Source organism: Pseudomonas oplopanacis (genome assembly GCF_057128725.1).
This window is the reverse complement of record NZ_JBSKHV010000006.1, coordinates 162,043-177,839: the sequence shown is the minus strand read 5'-3', so window position 1 is coordinate 177,839 and position 15,797 is coordinate 162,043. Positions and strand designations below refer to the sequence as shown.

Genomic DNA, 15,797 nt, shown 5'->3' with positions numbered 1-15,797 from the left:
CTGGTTTGGCGTGGCGCTCGCCCGTGGCGACGGAATCCGCTGGGTGGGTCAGACGCTAACAAGATAGGCGCCCTGCGTAACCTGTCAGATCTGACAGGTAGAGAGGGTTTTTCAAGATCAGTTTGCTGTAAGAAACACGGTTTTAATGCCATTGGCATTATTTACAGGCAAAAAAACGGCCGGGTTGCCTTTTCAGACAACCCAGCCGCTGTTTGGCCGCTTAAGTGCTTACTGCACTTCTACTGCCAGGCTTTCACTGATCTTTTTCTGCCAAATGGCAGGACCGGTGATGTGAACCGACTCGCCCTTGCTGTCGACAGCAACAGTCACTGGCATGTCTTTCACGTCGAACTCGTAGATGGCTTCCATCCCCAGTTCGGCGAACGCCACGACGCGGGATTTCTTGATGGCTTGCGCCACCAGGTAAGCCGCGCCGCCGACTGCCATCAGGTAAACAGCCTTGTGGTCCTTGATCGCTTCGATCGCGGTAGGGCCGCGCTCGGATTTGCCGATCATGCCCAGCAGGCCGGTTTGCTCGAGGATCTGACGGGTGAACTTGTCCATCCGCGTGGCGGTGGTCGGGCCGGCAGGGCCCACCACTTCTTCGCGCACCGGATCAACCGGGCCGACGTAGTAGATGAAGCGACCCTTGAGGTCCACTGGCAAGGTTTCACCCTTGTTCAGCATCTCGACCATGCGCTTGTGCGCCGCGTCGCGACCGGTGAGCATCTTGCCGTTGAGCAGGACAGTTTCGCCCGGCTTCCAGCTCTGCACTTCTTCCGGGGTCAGGGTGTCGAGGTTGACGCGACGGGCCGACGGGCCGGCTTCCCAGACGATTTCCGGGTAGGCGTCCAGCGGTGGCGCTTCCAGCGAAGCAGGGCCGGAACCGTCGAGCACGAAGTGCGCGTGACGGGTGGCGGCGCAGTTCGGGATCATGCACACCGGCAACGAAGCGGCGTGAGTCGGGTAATCCATGATCTTCACGTCGAGCACGGTGGTCAGGCCACCCAGGCCCTGGGCGCCGATGCCCAGTTGGTTGACCTTCTCGAACAGCTCCAGGCGCATTTCTTCAATGCGATTCTGTGGGCCACGCGCTTTCAGCTCGTGAATGTCGATGGATTCCATCAACACTTCCTTGGCCATGACCGCGGCTTTCTCGGCGGTGCCGCCGATGCCGATGCCGAGCATGCCCGGTGGGCACCAGCCGGCGCCCATGGTCGGAACGGTCTTCAGAACCCAGTCGACGATCGAGTCGGACGGGTTGAGCATGGCCATTTTCGACTTGTTCTCGGAACCGCCGCCCTTGGCCGCCACGTCCACTTCCACGGTGTTACCTGGAACGATGGAGTAGTGAATAACGGCCGGGGTGTTGTCCTTGGTGTTTTTACGAGCGCCCGCCGGGTCGGCGAGGATCGAGGCACGCAGAACGTTTTCCGGCAGGTTGTAAGCCCGGCGCACGCCTTCGTTGATCATGTCGTCCAGGCCCATGGTGGCGCCATCCCAACGTACGTCCATGCCCACACGAACGAACACGGTGACGATGCCGGTGTCCTGGCAGATCGGGCGGTGGCCGGTGGCACACATGCGCGAGTTGATCAGGATTTGCGCAATCGAATCGCGAGCAGCAGGCGATTCTTCACGCAGGTAGGCTTCGTGCATCGCCTGGATGAAGTCAACGGGGTGGTAATAGGAAATGAACTGCAGGGCGTCGGCAACGCTCTGAATCAGGTCGTCTTGCTTGATCACGGTCATGAGTCGCGCTCCTCTAAAAGACGGGAACATTCAATAAGGTGCTTGCAGCTTGGGTGCATCGGTCGGTTGCAAGCACCTTTCAAGGCACGCCGGGGCTGCTGGCGCGACGCTAAAAAGGCGCGGCAGTATACCGCGCCTCGCGGGCGGGTACACGCGCCGGCAGTCAATCGTTGGTCGCATAAAGGCTGGCGCGGAGCTTTTGCTTTTGCTTTTGCTTTTGTGGCGAGGGAGCTTGCTCCCGCTCGGCTGCGAAGCAGTCGTAAAGTCACCTGGTGAGTTGCAACTGAAGCACTGCAGGGGGGCCGCTTCGCAGCCCAGCGGGAGCAAGCTCCCTCGCCACAGGTTTATCGTCGTTCGGAGACATGCTTTTGACGCCAGTTTTTTGCCCCGAAAATTGAATGGTCATTTGTCCGGCTCGCCACTAAAGTGGCAGTCGGCCTGTAGAGTAGGACACTCAAACAGCCCCCTTTCGCATGGTGAGTCAACGATTGACCCATAACGCCATCCAACGGCTTTTACTCAAACGCTTTGCCCTTGCAGCCGGCACGTATGCCTTGGCCTTGATGCTGCTGTGGCTGGCGTTTTTCACCGGACATTACGACGTACCCGTGGCCAGCGTGGCCGTCGGCACGGCCCTGGTGGTCATCAGCCAGGCGGCGTTGTTCGTGGTGTTTTACAGCGGTTGCAACCTGCGTTTTTCCGATCCCAGCCTGACCGAAGTGCAAGTGTTGATGGGGCTGGGCTGGCAAACCTGGCTGATCGCCAACCTGGATGAAGCACGCGGCGCCTTCCTGGTGTTTTACGTGCTGATCCTGCTGTTCGGGCTGTTCCATCTGTCACGTCGGGCGTTGGTGCGATGTGCGCTGCTGGTGTTTTTCAGTTTCAGTGCGATCACGCTGTGGGAGGGCTACCACTTTCAGTTGCCCGACCCGGCGCTGGCCGGGTTGCAAGCGTCTGTGCTGTTTATCGTGTTGATCTGGCTGGTGCTCTACGCCCGTTATGTCCAGGCCTCACGTCAACGCATGCGGCAACGGCGCTTTGCCTTGCAAGCGCACCAGGACACCCTGCGCGGGATGATGCGCCAGCTCGAAGACCTGGTCGCTACCGACGAACTCACCGGGCTGTTCAACCGCCGCCATTTCCTGCGCCTGGCCTCCCGCGAACTCAACGCCATGGACGCCGGCGTGATGCATGGCCTGGCGCTGATCGACCTTGACCACTTCAAACGCATCAACGATGTGCACGGCCATGCGGCGGGCGACCAAGTGCTGCAAGCCTTCGCCGGCGTCGCGACGGCATGCCTGCGCGACGGCGATGTGCTGGCGCGTTATGGCGGTGAAGAATTCGTGGTGCTGGTACCCGATTGCGATGCCGAACGCCTGACTGCGTGCTGTGAACGGTTGCGCATCGCCTTCACCGATGTCGAGTTGATCGGCCTAAATGTCGCGCATCTCAGTTTGTCGGCGGGCATGACGTTGCTGGAACTCGGTGACGATCTCGACGATGCCTTGCAGCGCGCCGATCAGGCGCTCTATCGCGCCAAGCGTGACGGGCGCAACCGGTGCGCGGCGGCCTGGGAGAACGTCGATGCCTGAGTTACGCGTCGGCGAGCGCCACTTTACGGTGGCGCCGGGCAGCAACCTGCTCGATGCCCTGAATCAAAACGGCGTGCCTGTGCCCTACAGTTGCCGCGCCGGCAGTTGCCATGCCTGCCTGGTGCAATGTGTACAAGGCCTGCCGAGCGACAGCCGCCCGGATGCCTTGAGCGCCGAGCAGCGCCAACAAGGCTGGCGCCTGGCGTGCCAATGCCAGGTGGTCGAAGACCTGCAAGTGCACACCTTCGACCCGCAACAGGACGGTCGCCCGGCCGAGGTGACCGCCGTGGATTGGTTGAGCGCCAGTGTGTTGCGTTTGCGCCTGACCCCGGAGCGTCCGCTGCGCTACAGCGCCGGGCAACATCTGGTGTTGTGGGCGGGCAATGTGGCGCGGCCTTATTCGTTGGCGAGCCTGCCGGAAGAAGACCGCTTTCTGGAGTTTCACCTTGATTGCCGTCAGCCGGGGGAATTCAGCGACGCGGCCCGTCAGCTGAAAATCGGCGATTCGATCCGCCTCGGCGAACTGCGCGGCGGGGCCTTGCATTACGATCCGGACTGGCACGCCCGACCGCTGTGGCTGCTGGCCGCCGGCACCGGTTTGGGGCCGCTGTTTGGCGTTTTGCGCGAAGCGCTGCGTCAGGATCATCAAGGGGCTATCCGCGTCATTCACCTGGCCCATGATGCCGATGAGCATTACCTGGCCAAACCCCTGCAAGCCATGGCCGATGGCCGGGAAAACCTCAGCGTCGAACGCTGGACCCCGGCCGAGTTGCCGCAGGCATTGGCGCAACTGCGGCTTGTCTCCCGGCAAACCCTGGCCTTAGTCTGCGGAGCCCCCGACAGTGTCGACGCCTTTTCCCGGCGCCTGTACCTCGCGGGCTTGCCGCGCAATCAACTGCTGGCCGATGTGTTCCTGCCTCGTGGTTGAGCGCTGATTCTTGTGGCGAGGGGGCTTGCCCCCGTTGGGCTGCGCAGCGGCCCCAAAAGTGTGTGAGCGCCGCGCACTCAAGCGGGGGCAAGCCCCCTCGCCACAGTGACCTCCCAGATCAGGACTCGCCATGACCGATGCCATCCAGATTGAACGCGAACGCGGTGTGCTGACACTGCGCCTGAATCGCCCCGAAAAGAAAAACGCCCTGACCCGCGCCATGTACAGCCACTTGGCCGAAGCGCTGAAACAGGCCGACACCGACCCCGAAATCAGCGCCGTGTTGATCACCGGCAGCGCCGAATGCTTCACCGCCGGCAACGACATTGCTGACTTCATCCAGCAACCGCCAGGCAACCTCGACAGCCCGGTGTTTCACTTCATGCTCAATTTGCTGGAGTGCCGCAAACCGGTGATCGCCGCCGTGGCGGGTGCGGCGGTGGGGATTGGCACGACGATGCTGCTGCATTGCGATCTGGTTTACGTCAGCACGGATGCTCGCTTGCGCATGCCGTTCGTCAATCTCGGGTTGTGCCCCGAGTTCGGCTCCAGCCTGATCCTGCCGCGCTTGCTCGGGCATGCCAAAGCGGCGGAGTTGTTGCTGCTGGGTGAAGGGTTCAGCGGTGAGCAGGCGGCAGAGTGGGGCATTGCCACCGAGGCGCTGGGCAGTGGCGAAGCGGCGTTGGCCAAGGCTCGGGAGATGGCGCTGCGCTTCGAAGCGTTGCCACCGGAAGCTGTGCGCATCAGCAAGCAATTGATGAAGGCACCGGACCGGGAATTGCTGCGCAAGGTGATCGAAGAAGAGGGCGCGTTGTTTACCCAGCGGCTGCGCTCCCCGGAAGCGTTGGCGGCGTTGACCGGGTTTATCAAGCGACATTGAATCTGCGGTGGCTGAGCTGGCCCCTTCGCGAGCAAGCTCGCTCCCACATTCGACCGATTTCTCCAAAGGGAATGCGTTTAAATGTGGGAGCGAGCCTGCTCGCGAAGGCGTCAGTCCTGACAACACATCTTCAGCAACAGAAACCAAAAAGCCCCGCCATTCACATGGCGGGGCTTTTGTTTTTCAGCAATCGATCACTCAGACCATCGGGTCGCCAACGTGCAGGATTTTCATCCCGTTGGTGCCGCCGATGGTGTGGTAGCTGTCGCCCTTGGTCAGGATGACCCAGTCGCCTTTCTCCACAACGCCGCGCTTGAGCAACTCGTCGATCGCAGCCTGGCTGACTTGCTCAGGCGGCAACGATGCCGGGTCGAACGGTACGGTGTAGACACCACGGAACATGGCCGCGCGGGCCTGGGTTTCACGGTGCGGGGAGAACGCGTAGATCGGCACCGAAGAACGGATGCGCGACATGATCAACGGCGTGTAGCCACTTTCGGTCAGGGCGATGATCGCCTTCACGCCCGGGAAGTGGTTGGCGGTGTACATGGCCGCCAGCGCGATGCTCTGGTCGCAGCTTTCGAAGACCTTGCCAATGCGGTGGCTGGAGGTCTTGCTGGTCGGGTGCTTTTCAGCGCCGACACAGATACGCGCCATCGCCTGCACAGCTTCCAGCGGGTACAGACCGGCAGCACTTTCGGCCGAGAGCATCACGGCGTCGGTGTAGTCGAGCACGGCGTTGGCTACGTCAGACACTTCGGCGCGGGTCGGCATCGGGTTCTGGATCATCGACTCCATCATCTGGGTCGCCACGATCACAGCCTTGTTGTGGCGGCGTGCGTGCAGAATGATTTTCTTCTGGATGCCCACCAGCTCGGCGTCGCCGATTTCCACACCCAAATCACCACGGGCAACCATGACCGCGTCGGACGCCTGGATCAGCGCGTCGAGGGTTTCGTCGTCGGCCACGGCTTCGGCGCGTTCGATCTTCGCCACCAGCCAGGCAGTACCGCCGGCCTCGTCGCGCAGTTGACGGGCGTATTCCATGTCGGCAGCGTCACGCGGGAAGGACACGGCGAGGTAGTCGACTTCCATCTCGGCAGCGAGCTTGATGTCGGCCTTGTCTTTCTCGGTCAGGGCCGGAGCCGTCAGGCCACCACCGCGACGGTTGATGCCTTTATGGTCGGACAGCGGGCCGCCGATCAGCACGGTGCAGTTCAGTTCGGTGGCGGTGGCGGTATCAACGCGCATGACCACGCGGCCGTCGTCGAGCAGCAGCTCGTCGCCCACGCCGCAGTCTTTGACCAGGTCCGGGTAGTCGATGCCGACCACTTGCTGGTTGCCTTCGGTCAGAGGATGGCTGGTGGAGAAGGTGAATTGATCACCGATCTTCAGCTCGATCTTCTTGTTGGCGAATTTGGCGATACGGATTTTCGGGCCTTGCAGGTCACCCAGCAGGGCAACGAAGCGGCCGTGCTTGGCGGCGAGGTCACGCACCAGCTTCGCGCGAGCCTTGTGCTCGTCGGGGGTGCCGTGGGAGAAGTTCAGGCGGGCGACGTCCAGGCCAGCCAGAATCAGCTGTTCGAGAACTTCCGGCGAGTTACTGGCCGGGCCAAGGGTAGCGACGATTTTGGTACGACGGACGGACATGCAAAGACTCCTGAGTTCAAGCGCTGAGTGAGGCTACTATCATCTTTGGGTGTAGTCATTGTTCAGATGCACTACTTATTCGCTTTTATCTTTAAACGAATACTTTTGGTTACCGGCAGCCTGAAGATTTTCGCCCGCAGGCCGATACAGCGCTCAAGACAGGAGATCCCCCATGCGATTTGCGCTCATTGCCGTCCTTGCCCTCAGTGTGACGGGTTGTGCCCGTTGGTCGATGAACCATCATTTAAACCTCGCGTACAGCGCCTACGACCGTGGCAATTGCGAGCAGGTCATGCTCGAACTGTCGAAAGTCGAGCGCTCCAGCCGTGCGCGGCCTTATGTGTGGCCGGAAGTGTCGATGATGCGCGGCCAGTGCCTGGAACGGCAGATGCTGTTCGTCGATGCGGCGCAGACTTACCAGTACATCATCGCGACCTACCCGGAAAGCGAATACGCCTACCGCGCCCGCGCCCGACTGGAAACCCTGCAGAGTACGGGCCATTACCCACTGCGCAGCGCGGCGACCCCACGCCCGTCGCCGTACTGATTGCGGTTATCCCTGGCCGCTCGGCGGGGGTGAGCTATAGTCCAGGAGATCGGTTTTAGAGCCTTGGGCTTTAAAACCGAGGTCATACCTGTGATCGGCAGGAGTAAGCGTCAGCGGTTGCATGGACTGTCGCACCGGGAACGGGGAGAGCGCGCCTTCACTTCCATGGGATAAATGGAAGAGAGCCCGTTCCGAAGCATTAGTGCGGCCCTGCTTAAGGGCCTTGCTGGGCCATTTGCGCATGTTTACCGACCGCCGGATCGAGCGGCATCAGCTGCCGTATTTCTTGAGAGTGTTCAACAGCATCACCGACAAACCCATCGGCTTTCTCGGCAACGTATCTGCAGACGGGCTGATGCTCATCAGCCAGTTGCCCATGATGGTGGGCGTCGACTTTGACCTGCGTCTGAAAATCCCCGCCCTCGACGGTTGCCAGCAGGTCATCGACCTGACGGCGTGTTGTCTGTGGTGCCATGAAGACGAAACACCCCACCACTATGACGCCGGGTTCAGCCTGCAACGGGCGCCGCCGGAGTTTGGGCAACTGGTGAGGGCGTTGACGCAGTACTTCAGTTTTCAGCCGTTGCCTGCTTCGGCCTGAGGGTTGTGGCGTCTGGGCAATCGCCTTCGCGAGCAGGCTCGCTCCCACAGTTGAATCGAAGTTGAGCACAAGATTTGTGCACACCGCAGAGCCAATGTGGGAGCGAGCCTGCTCGCGAAAGCGTCAGTACAGTTATCTGATACTTAACGGTCAGGCCGTCTTGATCGCCCGCTCGTTATCCAGCGACCGCTCCACCAGCATCAACCCCAACTCACTCATTCGATAAATCGCCATCGCCAGATGCCGCGGCGCGTTGTCCAGGCTTTCAGCCAGGTCGAGCAGCAGAATGCTGACCGTCGAAAACGTTTCGTAGGTCTCGATGGTCAAGGCTTCGGGGTTGGCGTCCGGAGCAACGGCGAACATTTTCATGGCGCGGTCCTGGGAAGAGCGAAGGGTTTCGATGTCGGGTTTGAGGTAATGGTCGAGCGCCTTGTCGGCGGCAGCGTGGAGCTTTCTTGAATCGAGGGTGGCGTAGGGGGAAACCGGGTCGGTTTCGGGGGGTGGATTGGGTGTTGGTTTGAACATGATCGATCTCCGTTATAGGGCTGCCACCGTCTCGCGACTAAACGAGGGGTGGCGGCTGTAAGCAGGTTAGTCGACCGGCGGAGATACGAATTCCGGCGCGCCCGGGGGCGCCCTGCGAACAGCCACCATCAAGTGCGGGGATAGGGAATACCCGACTGGATGACGCTTATACACATGTATCGAACCGCCGGGCGACTAAACCCGATCGCTGATTGGCAGCGACGCGGATCAAGTTACGGGGCAGGGCCAAGGTGCACAAGCCGGCGGATTCTGAGGGATCTGTAGGCAACTGCGCAAGACGCTGTAGTCATTGGTTGGCGCAGTGAAAAGAAGCATGAACGACGGGGGGGATCCGTGAAGACCGTTAGTCGGGACTGTCAGTTCTTACAGGTAGTAATCAGGAAAAGAGGTATCGATACTGTTTTGGCGTTAGTCACGTTCTAACAATTTTCGGGGAGTTGCTCTTATGTCTGAAGAAAAAGATACCGATGCTCAGACTGGATTAGGGTTTGTCAATGCGCCTCGATTTAAAAACCCGAACCTTCTCGATCAATATGTAGTATTGCCGTTGCGTATTTCCATAGAACAGTATGACACTGGGTCTGAACGTTATGAGTTGGTATGTGGCGGAGTGGCGAGCCTCCGCGAAGCAAGACCAGGATTACATGAGCATGTTTGGACTGACTCCGAACTTCCCTTGCACACTACGGCTTCGTTTTCAGCTAGAACTTACGCAAGGGGGGAATGGTCAGGATATGACCGAATAAATGTAATTCCCGTGCCCAAACCTACCATGCGCGAATTACCCCGGCCGAGCGGGCTAAGACCGACATTTTCGGGGACGTCTTCCGGCTCTCGTGATTGTCCTACTATTTTGCAATTCGATTCAGGTCCAAGCATTTATACGCAAACAAACATGGGGGACTGGACTTATCAGCCTCCAGTCGGCCAAGAAATGCTCCCCGGTAACCACACGGTTAAAGTTTTCTACTTGAGGCATGCGGAGGAGGATTTACGCGACAGTGCTACCACCTATAACTTTGAGATAAGCGCTGAGCCTCCCGTTATCACTGTGCCGGCTAAAGATAGCTTGGTGTCCGCTCCTAATCCGAAACTTGAGGGCACTGGTCATCCTGGTTGGGTGGTTAAGATTTACGAGAGTGGCGTCGGTAGTCACGTATTTGGTACGGCTACGGTTCAGTCCAATAAAAAATGGGAAACTACGTTGACCACCGCGTTGGGGCAGGGGCCGTTCAACTTTACTGCCCTACAAGCATTAGGTAATGAGCAGTCGGGTTGGGCAGATAACGTCCCTGTTACCGTGTTGTTCGCTCCTTCTATCAGCTCTCCAGCGTTGAGCTCCACACAGAACCCGGTTTTCGAGGTCTCAGGTACCGGGGCTTATCCTAATGCGCAAGTGATCGTCAAAAGGGATCTGACTGACCAGGAGCTCTTGCGGGCAACTGTACAAGCGGGTGGTCATTGGTCCAAATCGTTCACCAGCAATCAGGCACCGGGCGTGATGTCTATCGTAGCTGTGCAGACTTTTAACGGCCACGTGTCGAACTCCAACGGACCCCGAGCCTTTAACGTCCGCCCCCCCAAGGTCGTATTACAACAACCCACCGTTGCGGCCAATAACACCGTTACCTTCAAAGGAACGGGCCATGTAGGTGCGGATCTTGATCTTCACCCTTCCGGAGATATGAATGTTTTACACACGTTCAAGGTGAATGAAGCAGCCTGGACCAAGCCATTCCTTAATTGGTTGCCAGGTGCTTACACCATTGGCGGCCGCCAATGGGTCAAGGGCATTGGCGATCAGAAGATCTACTCCGAGTGGGCCGAGGACGTCATGTTCACGGTCAAAGTCCCGCTACCTACCCTCACGCATAGCGTCGGTATTGACCAGAAACCGGCATTTTCCGGCAGTGGCAATGTGTGGGACGGTCATGCTCCGGCCAGAGTCGAATTGCAAATCACCGGGTCTTCCAACCCCCTTCCTACGATGCCGATAGTCAACGTTGTTAACAATCGTTGGGCGAATACGGCGACCATTCAGTGGGAGCCGGGCACTTATTCCGTAGCGGCGCGGCAATTGTTCACGCCGAATGGCAAGCCGGTACTCCACTCGGAGTGGACACAGGCTCAGTCAGTGGTCATCAAGGCGCCGCTGCCCTCCATCGACACCATTACCGACAATGGCCTGTCCCCGGACTTCGCCGGCACCTGCTGGAAAGGCGCGGTGGTCAATCTCACCTTCAGTGGCAGCGCAACGGTCTATCCGGTGCCTGACGCCGACAAGGACGGTCGCTGGACCTACCGTCGTCCTGCGCCATTTGCGCCGGGTTCGTACACCGTCAAGGCGACCCAGACATTCGGCGGGCAGACCTCGAACGAGTTTACTAAAAACTTCTCCGTGGCCGTTCCCAGACCCGTCATCAAACCAATGGCGCCGCCGGTGGGCCATGAGCCGATCATTGAAGGCAGCGGTGGGTATGTCGGTGCCGAGATCACGATTTACAACTATTTGACCAACCAGCCATTGGGCAAGGCGTTGGTGACTGCCGACGCGTGGTCGGTGCCGCCACTGGCGCTCGAATTTCGTGACTATCAGATTTATGCCATTCAGTCATTCAACGGGTTGTCTTCTGAACACAGCGAACTCATCAGCTTTAAAGCGGAGTTGTTGCCACCCATCGTCAACACGCCGCAACCTGTCGACACGGTTGCACGCTCCTTCAGAATCGAAGGCCTTGCCTGCAAAAAAATCGGTATTGAAGTAGCGTCGGTTGAGGTGTGGCTGGAGGGGGGAACCGAGCCTTGGGCGAGAATACCGGTGAACTATGCAGGTGTGTTTTGGTTCAACGCGACCTTGCCGCTGGGTACCCACACCTTGAGGTTCAGACAGCGGATCACGTCTGCGGAGTCTGCCTTTGGCAAGAACCTTGTACTCGGGGTCGTGCCGGCTAAACCAGTCATCGAAACGCCGGCCGAGAGTGAAGCTATCGAGTCGCGCCTGGCCGTTTCCGGCTTTGGTTACCCAGGCGATACGGTCAGCGTCGCCTTCGCGGATGCCCTTGAGGTGATCCTCGGCACCACGCAGGTGGAGCAAAACGGCACGTGGTCGCTCTGGCTCTCGCTGGACCGACCGGCCGGCCATCCCTCACTCGTGGTTCAGCAGAGTTTCGAAAATCATCTTTCCGGGTGGACAGCGCCGCGGCCGGTTGAGCTGCGGACTCAGCCACCGCAATTTACGACGCCACTCCCCGGCCGATGGGTCGAGCCCAAGCCGACATTTGCGGGCACGTCGTGGGCGGGCGCAAAGATTGAGCTACGAGACTGGTCCAACCCGGACATCAGTCTGACCATCTCCCATGCTGTCGACGATGCCTGGGAAGCGACACCCACGAACGATTTACGCCCAAACGAGCATTGGGTGTGTGCGACGCAAAGCGCACAGCAGTCCGGCGGTGTCACCCAGGTATCTGCCAGCGCGGACAGCCCTCGATTCGAAGTCATGGCCGTTAACGACGACCCTGATTCGATTCCTTGATTCCCCGATGAACGGTCACCTCTACTGTCATTTATGACAGTAGACGCGATGCGGGTGATGCAGCCAAATGGCTGCACAGGGAATGACAGTCTGGTCATTCGTTTCACATCAATGATGTGCCGGTCGCAGGAGTCACAGCATGGCCAACTCCCCCATTCGAATCGCTCGACAGATGTACGAGCAACTCTTCGACGAGCCCTTGCGCCAGCAGTTCTCCGCGCTCAGTGACTATCTGGACGAAGACGGTTCGGTGTGTGTGCTGGCGCAAAAAGGCGTGGGTGGCCTGGTGTCCGAGTTCGGACTCAGCGATCAACAGGCACGTGCCTTTCAACAGCGGATCAACGGTCTGGCGACGCAGGTCATGCGCCGGTTTATCGAATATCGGTTAGCCCACGATGAGGCCTCAGTACAGCCGATGGCAGGGCTGAACAATGGTCCGACCTATGCGCTTTTGTTCAAACCCAAGTTCGATGAACTCTGCCCGGTCAATGCAATTGAAGCGATCCATTCGCCCGCGGCTTATCTGGTCTTTCTGATGCATTGGGCACTGAAGCGGCTGGGTATCGCAGACGGGACGGCGTTGCCTCTGACAGACCGACGCCCCGACCTTCAGAAAATGTTGATTGACAACTTGGCGATCAATGGCGAAGTCACCTCGGTGGAGGTCATTACCCGTGTGATGGAAACCTTTATCGAGAACACGAGCGGCGCGACGCAGGACATTGACAAGGACCTGAGCGAGCAGTTTTTCCCTAATGACTTGCCGTTTCACACCCCTTGGGAAACGCTCGATTACGTGCTGCGCAAAGGCGCCGAGTCGGTCGGTAGCGTTGTGCGGTTGTGTGACCCGTTGTTTCCGTATTTCATTCGCCCGCTACCTTGGGGTGTCGGGTACGACAAGGCTTTTACCCAAGCCGTGAGGCTTAGCCCTTCACAGCGAGAAATACTCACTGAGAAACGGGAAGAGACGGACGATTTCTATCCGCGTTACTTCGGGTTGAAATCGTTGCTGGGAGGCAATCTCTCACATGTGAGCGTGTTCAACGAGCGAACGAAGCTTGATTTCCCTGCGCTTGAAAAGTTGTTGTCGATTGAGGGGGCATCGATCACTTTGTCCGAGAATGTGGAAGATTCTGCAGGCATATTCAGGGTGCCGGTTTCCGGGGTGGATGCCGGGTCGGTCTATATCCATAAGGGGCTCGTTCCGCCCATATCCATCGATTATGCAAGTGATGGATTTCCCGACATTTTCAATTTCTTCAAGAATGTCTCTCGCGACCGTTTTGACCGCATGAACCGAAAACTGCGCCTGGACAGGTGGCTGGAGTTACCCAGCCACGAAGTCGATGCAGTGATCGTCGCAGCCATGACTGCTGAAAGTTCGCCGGGGGTGCCTTCGTACACGATAAAGGAAAACACCGTTCGGGCTCTGGGCCTGTTTCAGGAGTTGCGCGAGCAATATGCCTGCTCGGCCGAGGATTTTGCGGCGTTCTTCTGGAGGATTTCGATTTTTGGTCGGGGCACCGGAAAAGCTCAGTTTGACCGTGTTTTCAACGAACAAATGCGCTTCTCAGCCCCTTTGAAAATCGACGACGAGCCGTTTGCAATCATCCCGGTCACCCCGGAAGACCTGCTGACGGTCAATCAGTTGCGCAGTGGTCTGGGCATCGACCTTGAGACCTATTTTTACCTCGCGCATTTTGTCGCCGATGCCCATGGCGTGACCGAGCTTGCGCGCAGTTTACCGATTGTTTCCAGTTTCTATCGCATGGCCAGGTTGCCCCGTTTGCTGGGGATTACGCCCATTCAGGCCATTCTCTTGCTGGGCGTATTAGGCGGCGAAGCCTGGGTGACCCCGCTGGCCGGTGCGTCTCGTATCGCCACCCCGCGCAATGCAGCAACACCGGATACGCTGGGCGTCATTCACGCCCTCATGGACTGTGTTCGCTGGTGCCGCGACGCCGAACTGCCGGTGCATTGGGTGATCGAGCAGGTGACGCCGATCACGCAATCGTCACTGCCGAGCGACGCACAACGTGAGCTATTTTCTCAATTGCAGATCCAGCTCCCGCCCGTGCTGTTGACCGAGCAAGCGTTGACCATGGTGGGGGTTCCGACTCTGTCGAATAACCGCCAATGGAAGAATCTGTTGCGGGCACTGGTGGATGAACAAGGGCTGGTGATTCACTTTGCGCAAACGCCGCAACAGTCATTCGAGTCCTATGCCCGAGTGGTGATTGACAGAGTTGTGCAGGCCGCCATTGGCGGTATCGACGACGATGCCCGACGGGTCATCGTCGAGAAAATCCTCGCGGTGGTACTGCGCACCGAAGCCGGCCAGCGCAATGTGGTGCAAGTCAGCCTGGGCACGTATGTCGGGCTTGCTTCGGAGCAGGTTTTGCCGGTGCTGACGTGGTCGGGGTCAACGGTGTATGCCGTACTGGTCGAGGTGCTGGCACGTCTGCCGGCCGATGCCGACAGTGCTTCCCCCCGACAAGCCGCCGAAGTGCCGGGCGACCCTTTCCTTAGCGTGCTGGCAGAATTTTCGCGACGCAGCAACGTGGCCACGATGCTGCAACTGAGTGCGGGTTTCCTGACGCACTTTATCCAAAACGGTTACGAGCGATGGTTTGCGCTTGAGACCGTGCAAGCGTTTTCGATCTCGACCCTTTATGACCTCACGGTTTACAAGCGTGCGGTCACGATGACCGGCCAACCAGAGGAAAAACTGCTCGATTACCTGCAACGGGTCAATGCCTTGCCCAACCTTGTCGGTGACGGGAAGTTGTTGGTTCAAGAGCGGGCCGCAAAGCTGTTGGCTGGGTTGTTTGCCTGGAGTGTCCGGGAAGTGCGCGCTTGCGCTGATCACGTAAACCTTGAGCAGGGTTTTATCCGTACTTTGGCGCAGCTTGACGTACTGACCCGTATTCGTCAGCTCGCGCAGCAAACAGGTTTGAACGCGGAAACCCTGCTGGACATCGCCAGGCTGCCGGCGGACAGCGCCTATGAGGCTTACTCGTCAGTGGCTGAGCAGGTCAGCGCCAGTTTGTCCGACCGCTCCGACCCGACGCTGGCTGACGACATTGTCGCAATTGGCCTGGATGTGCTGGTCACTTGCACGGTCAACGCGACACAGCTGATAGCGAACCACCCCACCGATTTTGTCGAGTACACCGTGAAGGTACTGGACCGTGCGAGCAAGCCGCTGAAATCGGCCAATGTGCATTGGCGCTCCGGGCTGGGCCGATTTGAAGCGACGATGAGCACTACCGACGATCAAGGGATCGCCAAAGTGAAGTTTTTTCCAGGCTCGCAGATGGGCACGGCGGTTCCCTCATTCAATCTGGACCTGGGTAAGGATCGGATCGCGCCAGCGGTCGAGATCGGCCCGGACCGGGTGTCGCTGGATCTTGATACAGACAACATTTATCCGGAGCCTCCCGGCCCGGTGCTGCTCGGCACGCCCGTCACCTTCAGGGCAACGGTGGTCGATGACTATGAAAACCGTTTTGTGGGCGAGCAGGTGACGTGGACTCTGGATCCCTTGCCTCAACCCGGAATTCATAGCCAGACCAACAGCAAGGGGATCGCGGAACTGACGTTTACCAGCGGTGATGCCGGGAGCGTAACTGTCAGTGCCTCTGTGGGAGAAAAATCCCTCACGTTCCGGTCGATCACATTCGTTGAAGCGCTTCCTCAACCCTAATGAGTTCACTGGCTTTTGAGTGCCGTGGCATGCGCCAGGACGAGCCGTGAAAAATTG

10 protein-coding genes are annotated in these 15,797 nt (G+C 58.9%); 7 read left to right on the top strand and 3 right to left on the bottom strand.

Annotated features, from left to right (window positions below; translation table 11 throughout):
* Window positions 1-228 precede the first annotated feature (228 nt).
* Window positions 229-1,752, bottom strand: coding sequence for a fumarate hydratase (locus ACWKV5_RS14805; protein WP_019581511.1), 1,524 nt, complete (start codon window positions 1,750-1,752; stop codon window positions 229-231).
* Window positions 1,753-2,240: 488 nt separating this feature from the next.
* Here ACWKV5_RS14805 and ACWKV5_RS14800 point away from each other — a divergent pair, with 488 nt between their 5' ends.
* The 3 genes from ACWKV5_RS14800 to ACWKV5_RS14790 all read left to right on the top strand — a co-directional run bounded on the left by ACWKV5_RS14800 (window position 2,241) and on the right by ACWKV5_RS14790 (window position 5,155).
* On the top strand, window positions 2,241-3,347 hold the full coding sequence (locus ACWKV5_RS14800; protein ID WP_483841819.1) for a GGDEF domain-containing protein: 1,107 nt from the start codon (window positions 2,241-2,243) through the stop codon (window positions 3,345-3,347).
* On the top strand, window positions 3,340-4,275 hold the full coding sequence (locus tag ACWKV5_RS14795) for an iron-sulfur-binding ferredoxin reductase (protein WP_483841818.1): 936 nt from the start codon (window positions 3,340-3,342) through the stop codon (window positions 4,273-4,275). Before ACWKV5_RS14800 ends, ACWKV5_RS14795 begins: the two co-directional genes overlap by 8 nt.
* A 130-nt stretch (window positions 4,276-4,405) precedes the next feature.
* Complete coding sequence (locus ACWKV5_RS14790; RefSeq protein WP_483841817.1) at window positions 4,406-5,155, top strand: enoyl-CoA hydratase-related protein; 750 nt, start codon at window positions 4,406-4,408, stop codon at window positions 5,153-5,155.
* Between the two features lie 198 nt (window positions 5,156-5,353).
* Here ACWKV5_RS14790 and pyk read toward each other — a convergent pair whose 3' ends face one another.
* A complete protein-coding gene (gene pyk / locus ACWKV5_RS14785; protein ID WP_027922904.1) occupies window positions 5,354-6,805 on the bottom strand; it encodes a pyruvate kinase in 1,452 nt (483 codons plus the stop codon).
* 172 nt (window positions 6,806-6,977) lie between these two features.
* Here pyk and ACWKV5_RS14780 point away from each other — a divergent pair, with 172 nt between their 5' ends.
* Together ACWKV5_RS14780 and ACWKV5_RS14775 are read left to right on the top strand one after the other, a co-directional pair.
* A complete protein-coding gene (locus tag ACWKV5_RS14780; protein ID WP_483841816.1) occupies window positions 6,978-7,352 on the top strand; it encodes a tetratricopeptide repeat protein in 375 nt (124 codons plus the stop codon).
* Window positions 7,353-7,593: 241 nt separating this feature from the next.
* The gene (locus ACWKV5_RS14775; RefSeq protein ID WP_483841815.1) at window positions 7,594-7,953 is read left to right on the top strand and encodes a PilZ domain-containing protein; all 360 of its coding nucleotides are present in this window, start codon (window positions 7,594-7,596) and stop codon (window positions 7,951-7,953) included.
* 150 nt (window positions 7,954-8,103) lie between these two features.
* Here ACWKV5_RS14775 and ACWKV5_RS14770 read toward each other — a convergent pair whose 3' ends face one another.
* Window positions 8,104-8,478 carry a DUF6124 family protein gene (locus ACWKV5_RS14770; protein WP_483841814.1) on the bottom strand — a complete coding sequence of 125 codons (375 nt, stop codon included), beginning with the start codon at window positions 8,476-8,478 and terminating at the stop codon, window positions 8,104-8,106.
* Between the two features lie 1,093 nt (window positions 8,479-9,571).
* Here ACWKV5_RS14770 and ACWKV5_RS14765 point away from each other — a divergent pair.
* Both ACWKV5_RS14765 and ACWKV5_RS14760 read left to right on the top strand, forming a co-directional pair.
* A complete protein-coding gene (locus tag ACWKV5_RS14765) occupies window positions 9,572-12,034 on the top strand; it encodes an Ig-like domain-containing protein (protein ID WP_483841813.1) in 2,463 nt (820 codons plus the stop codon).
* Window positions 12,035-12,173: 139 nt separating this feature from the next.
* Complete coding sequence (locus ACWKV5_RS14760) at window positions 12,174-15,740, top strand: Tc toxin subunit A (protein WP_483841812.1); 3,567 nt, start codon at window positions 12,174-12,176, stop codon at window positions 15,738-15,740.
* The last annotated feature ends 57 nt before the right edge of the window (window positions 15,741-15,797 follow it).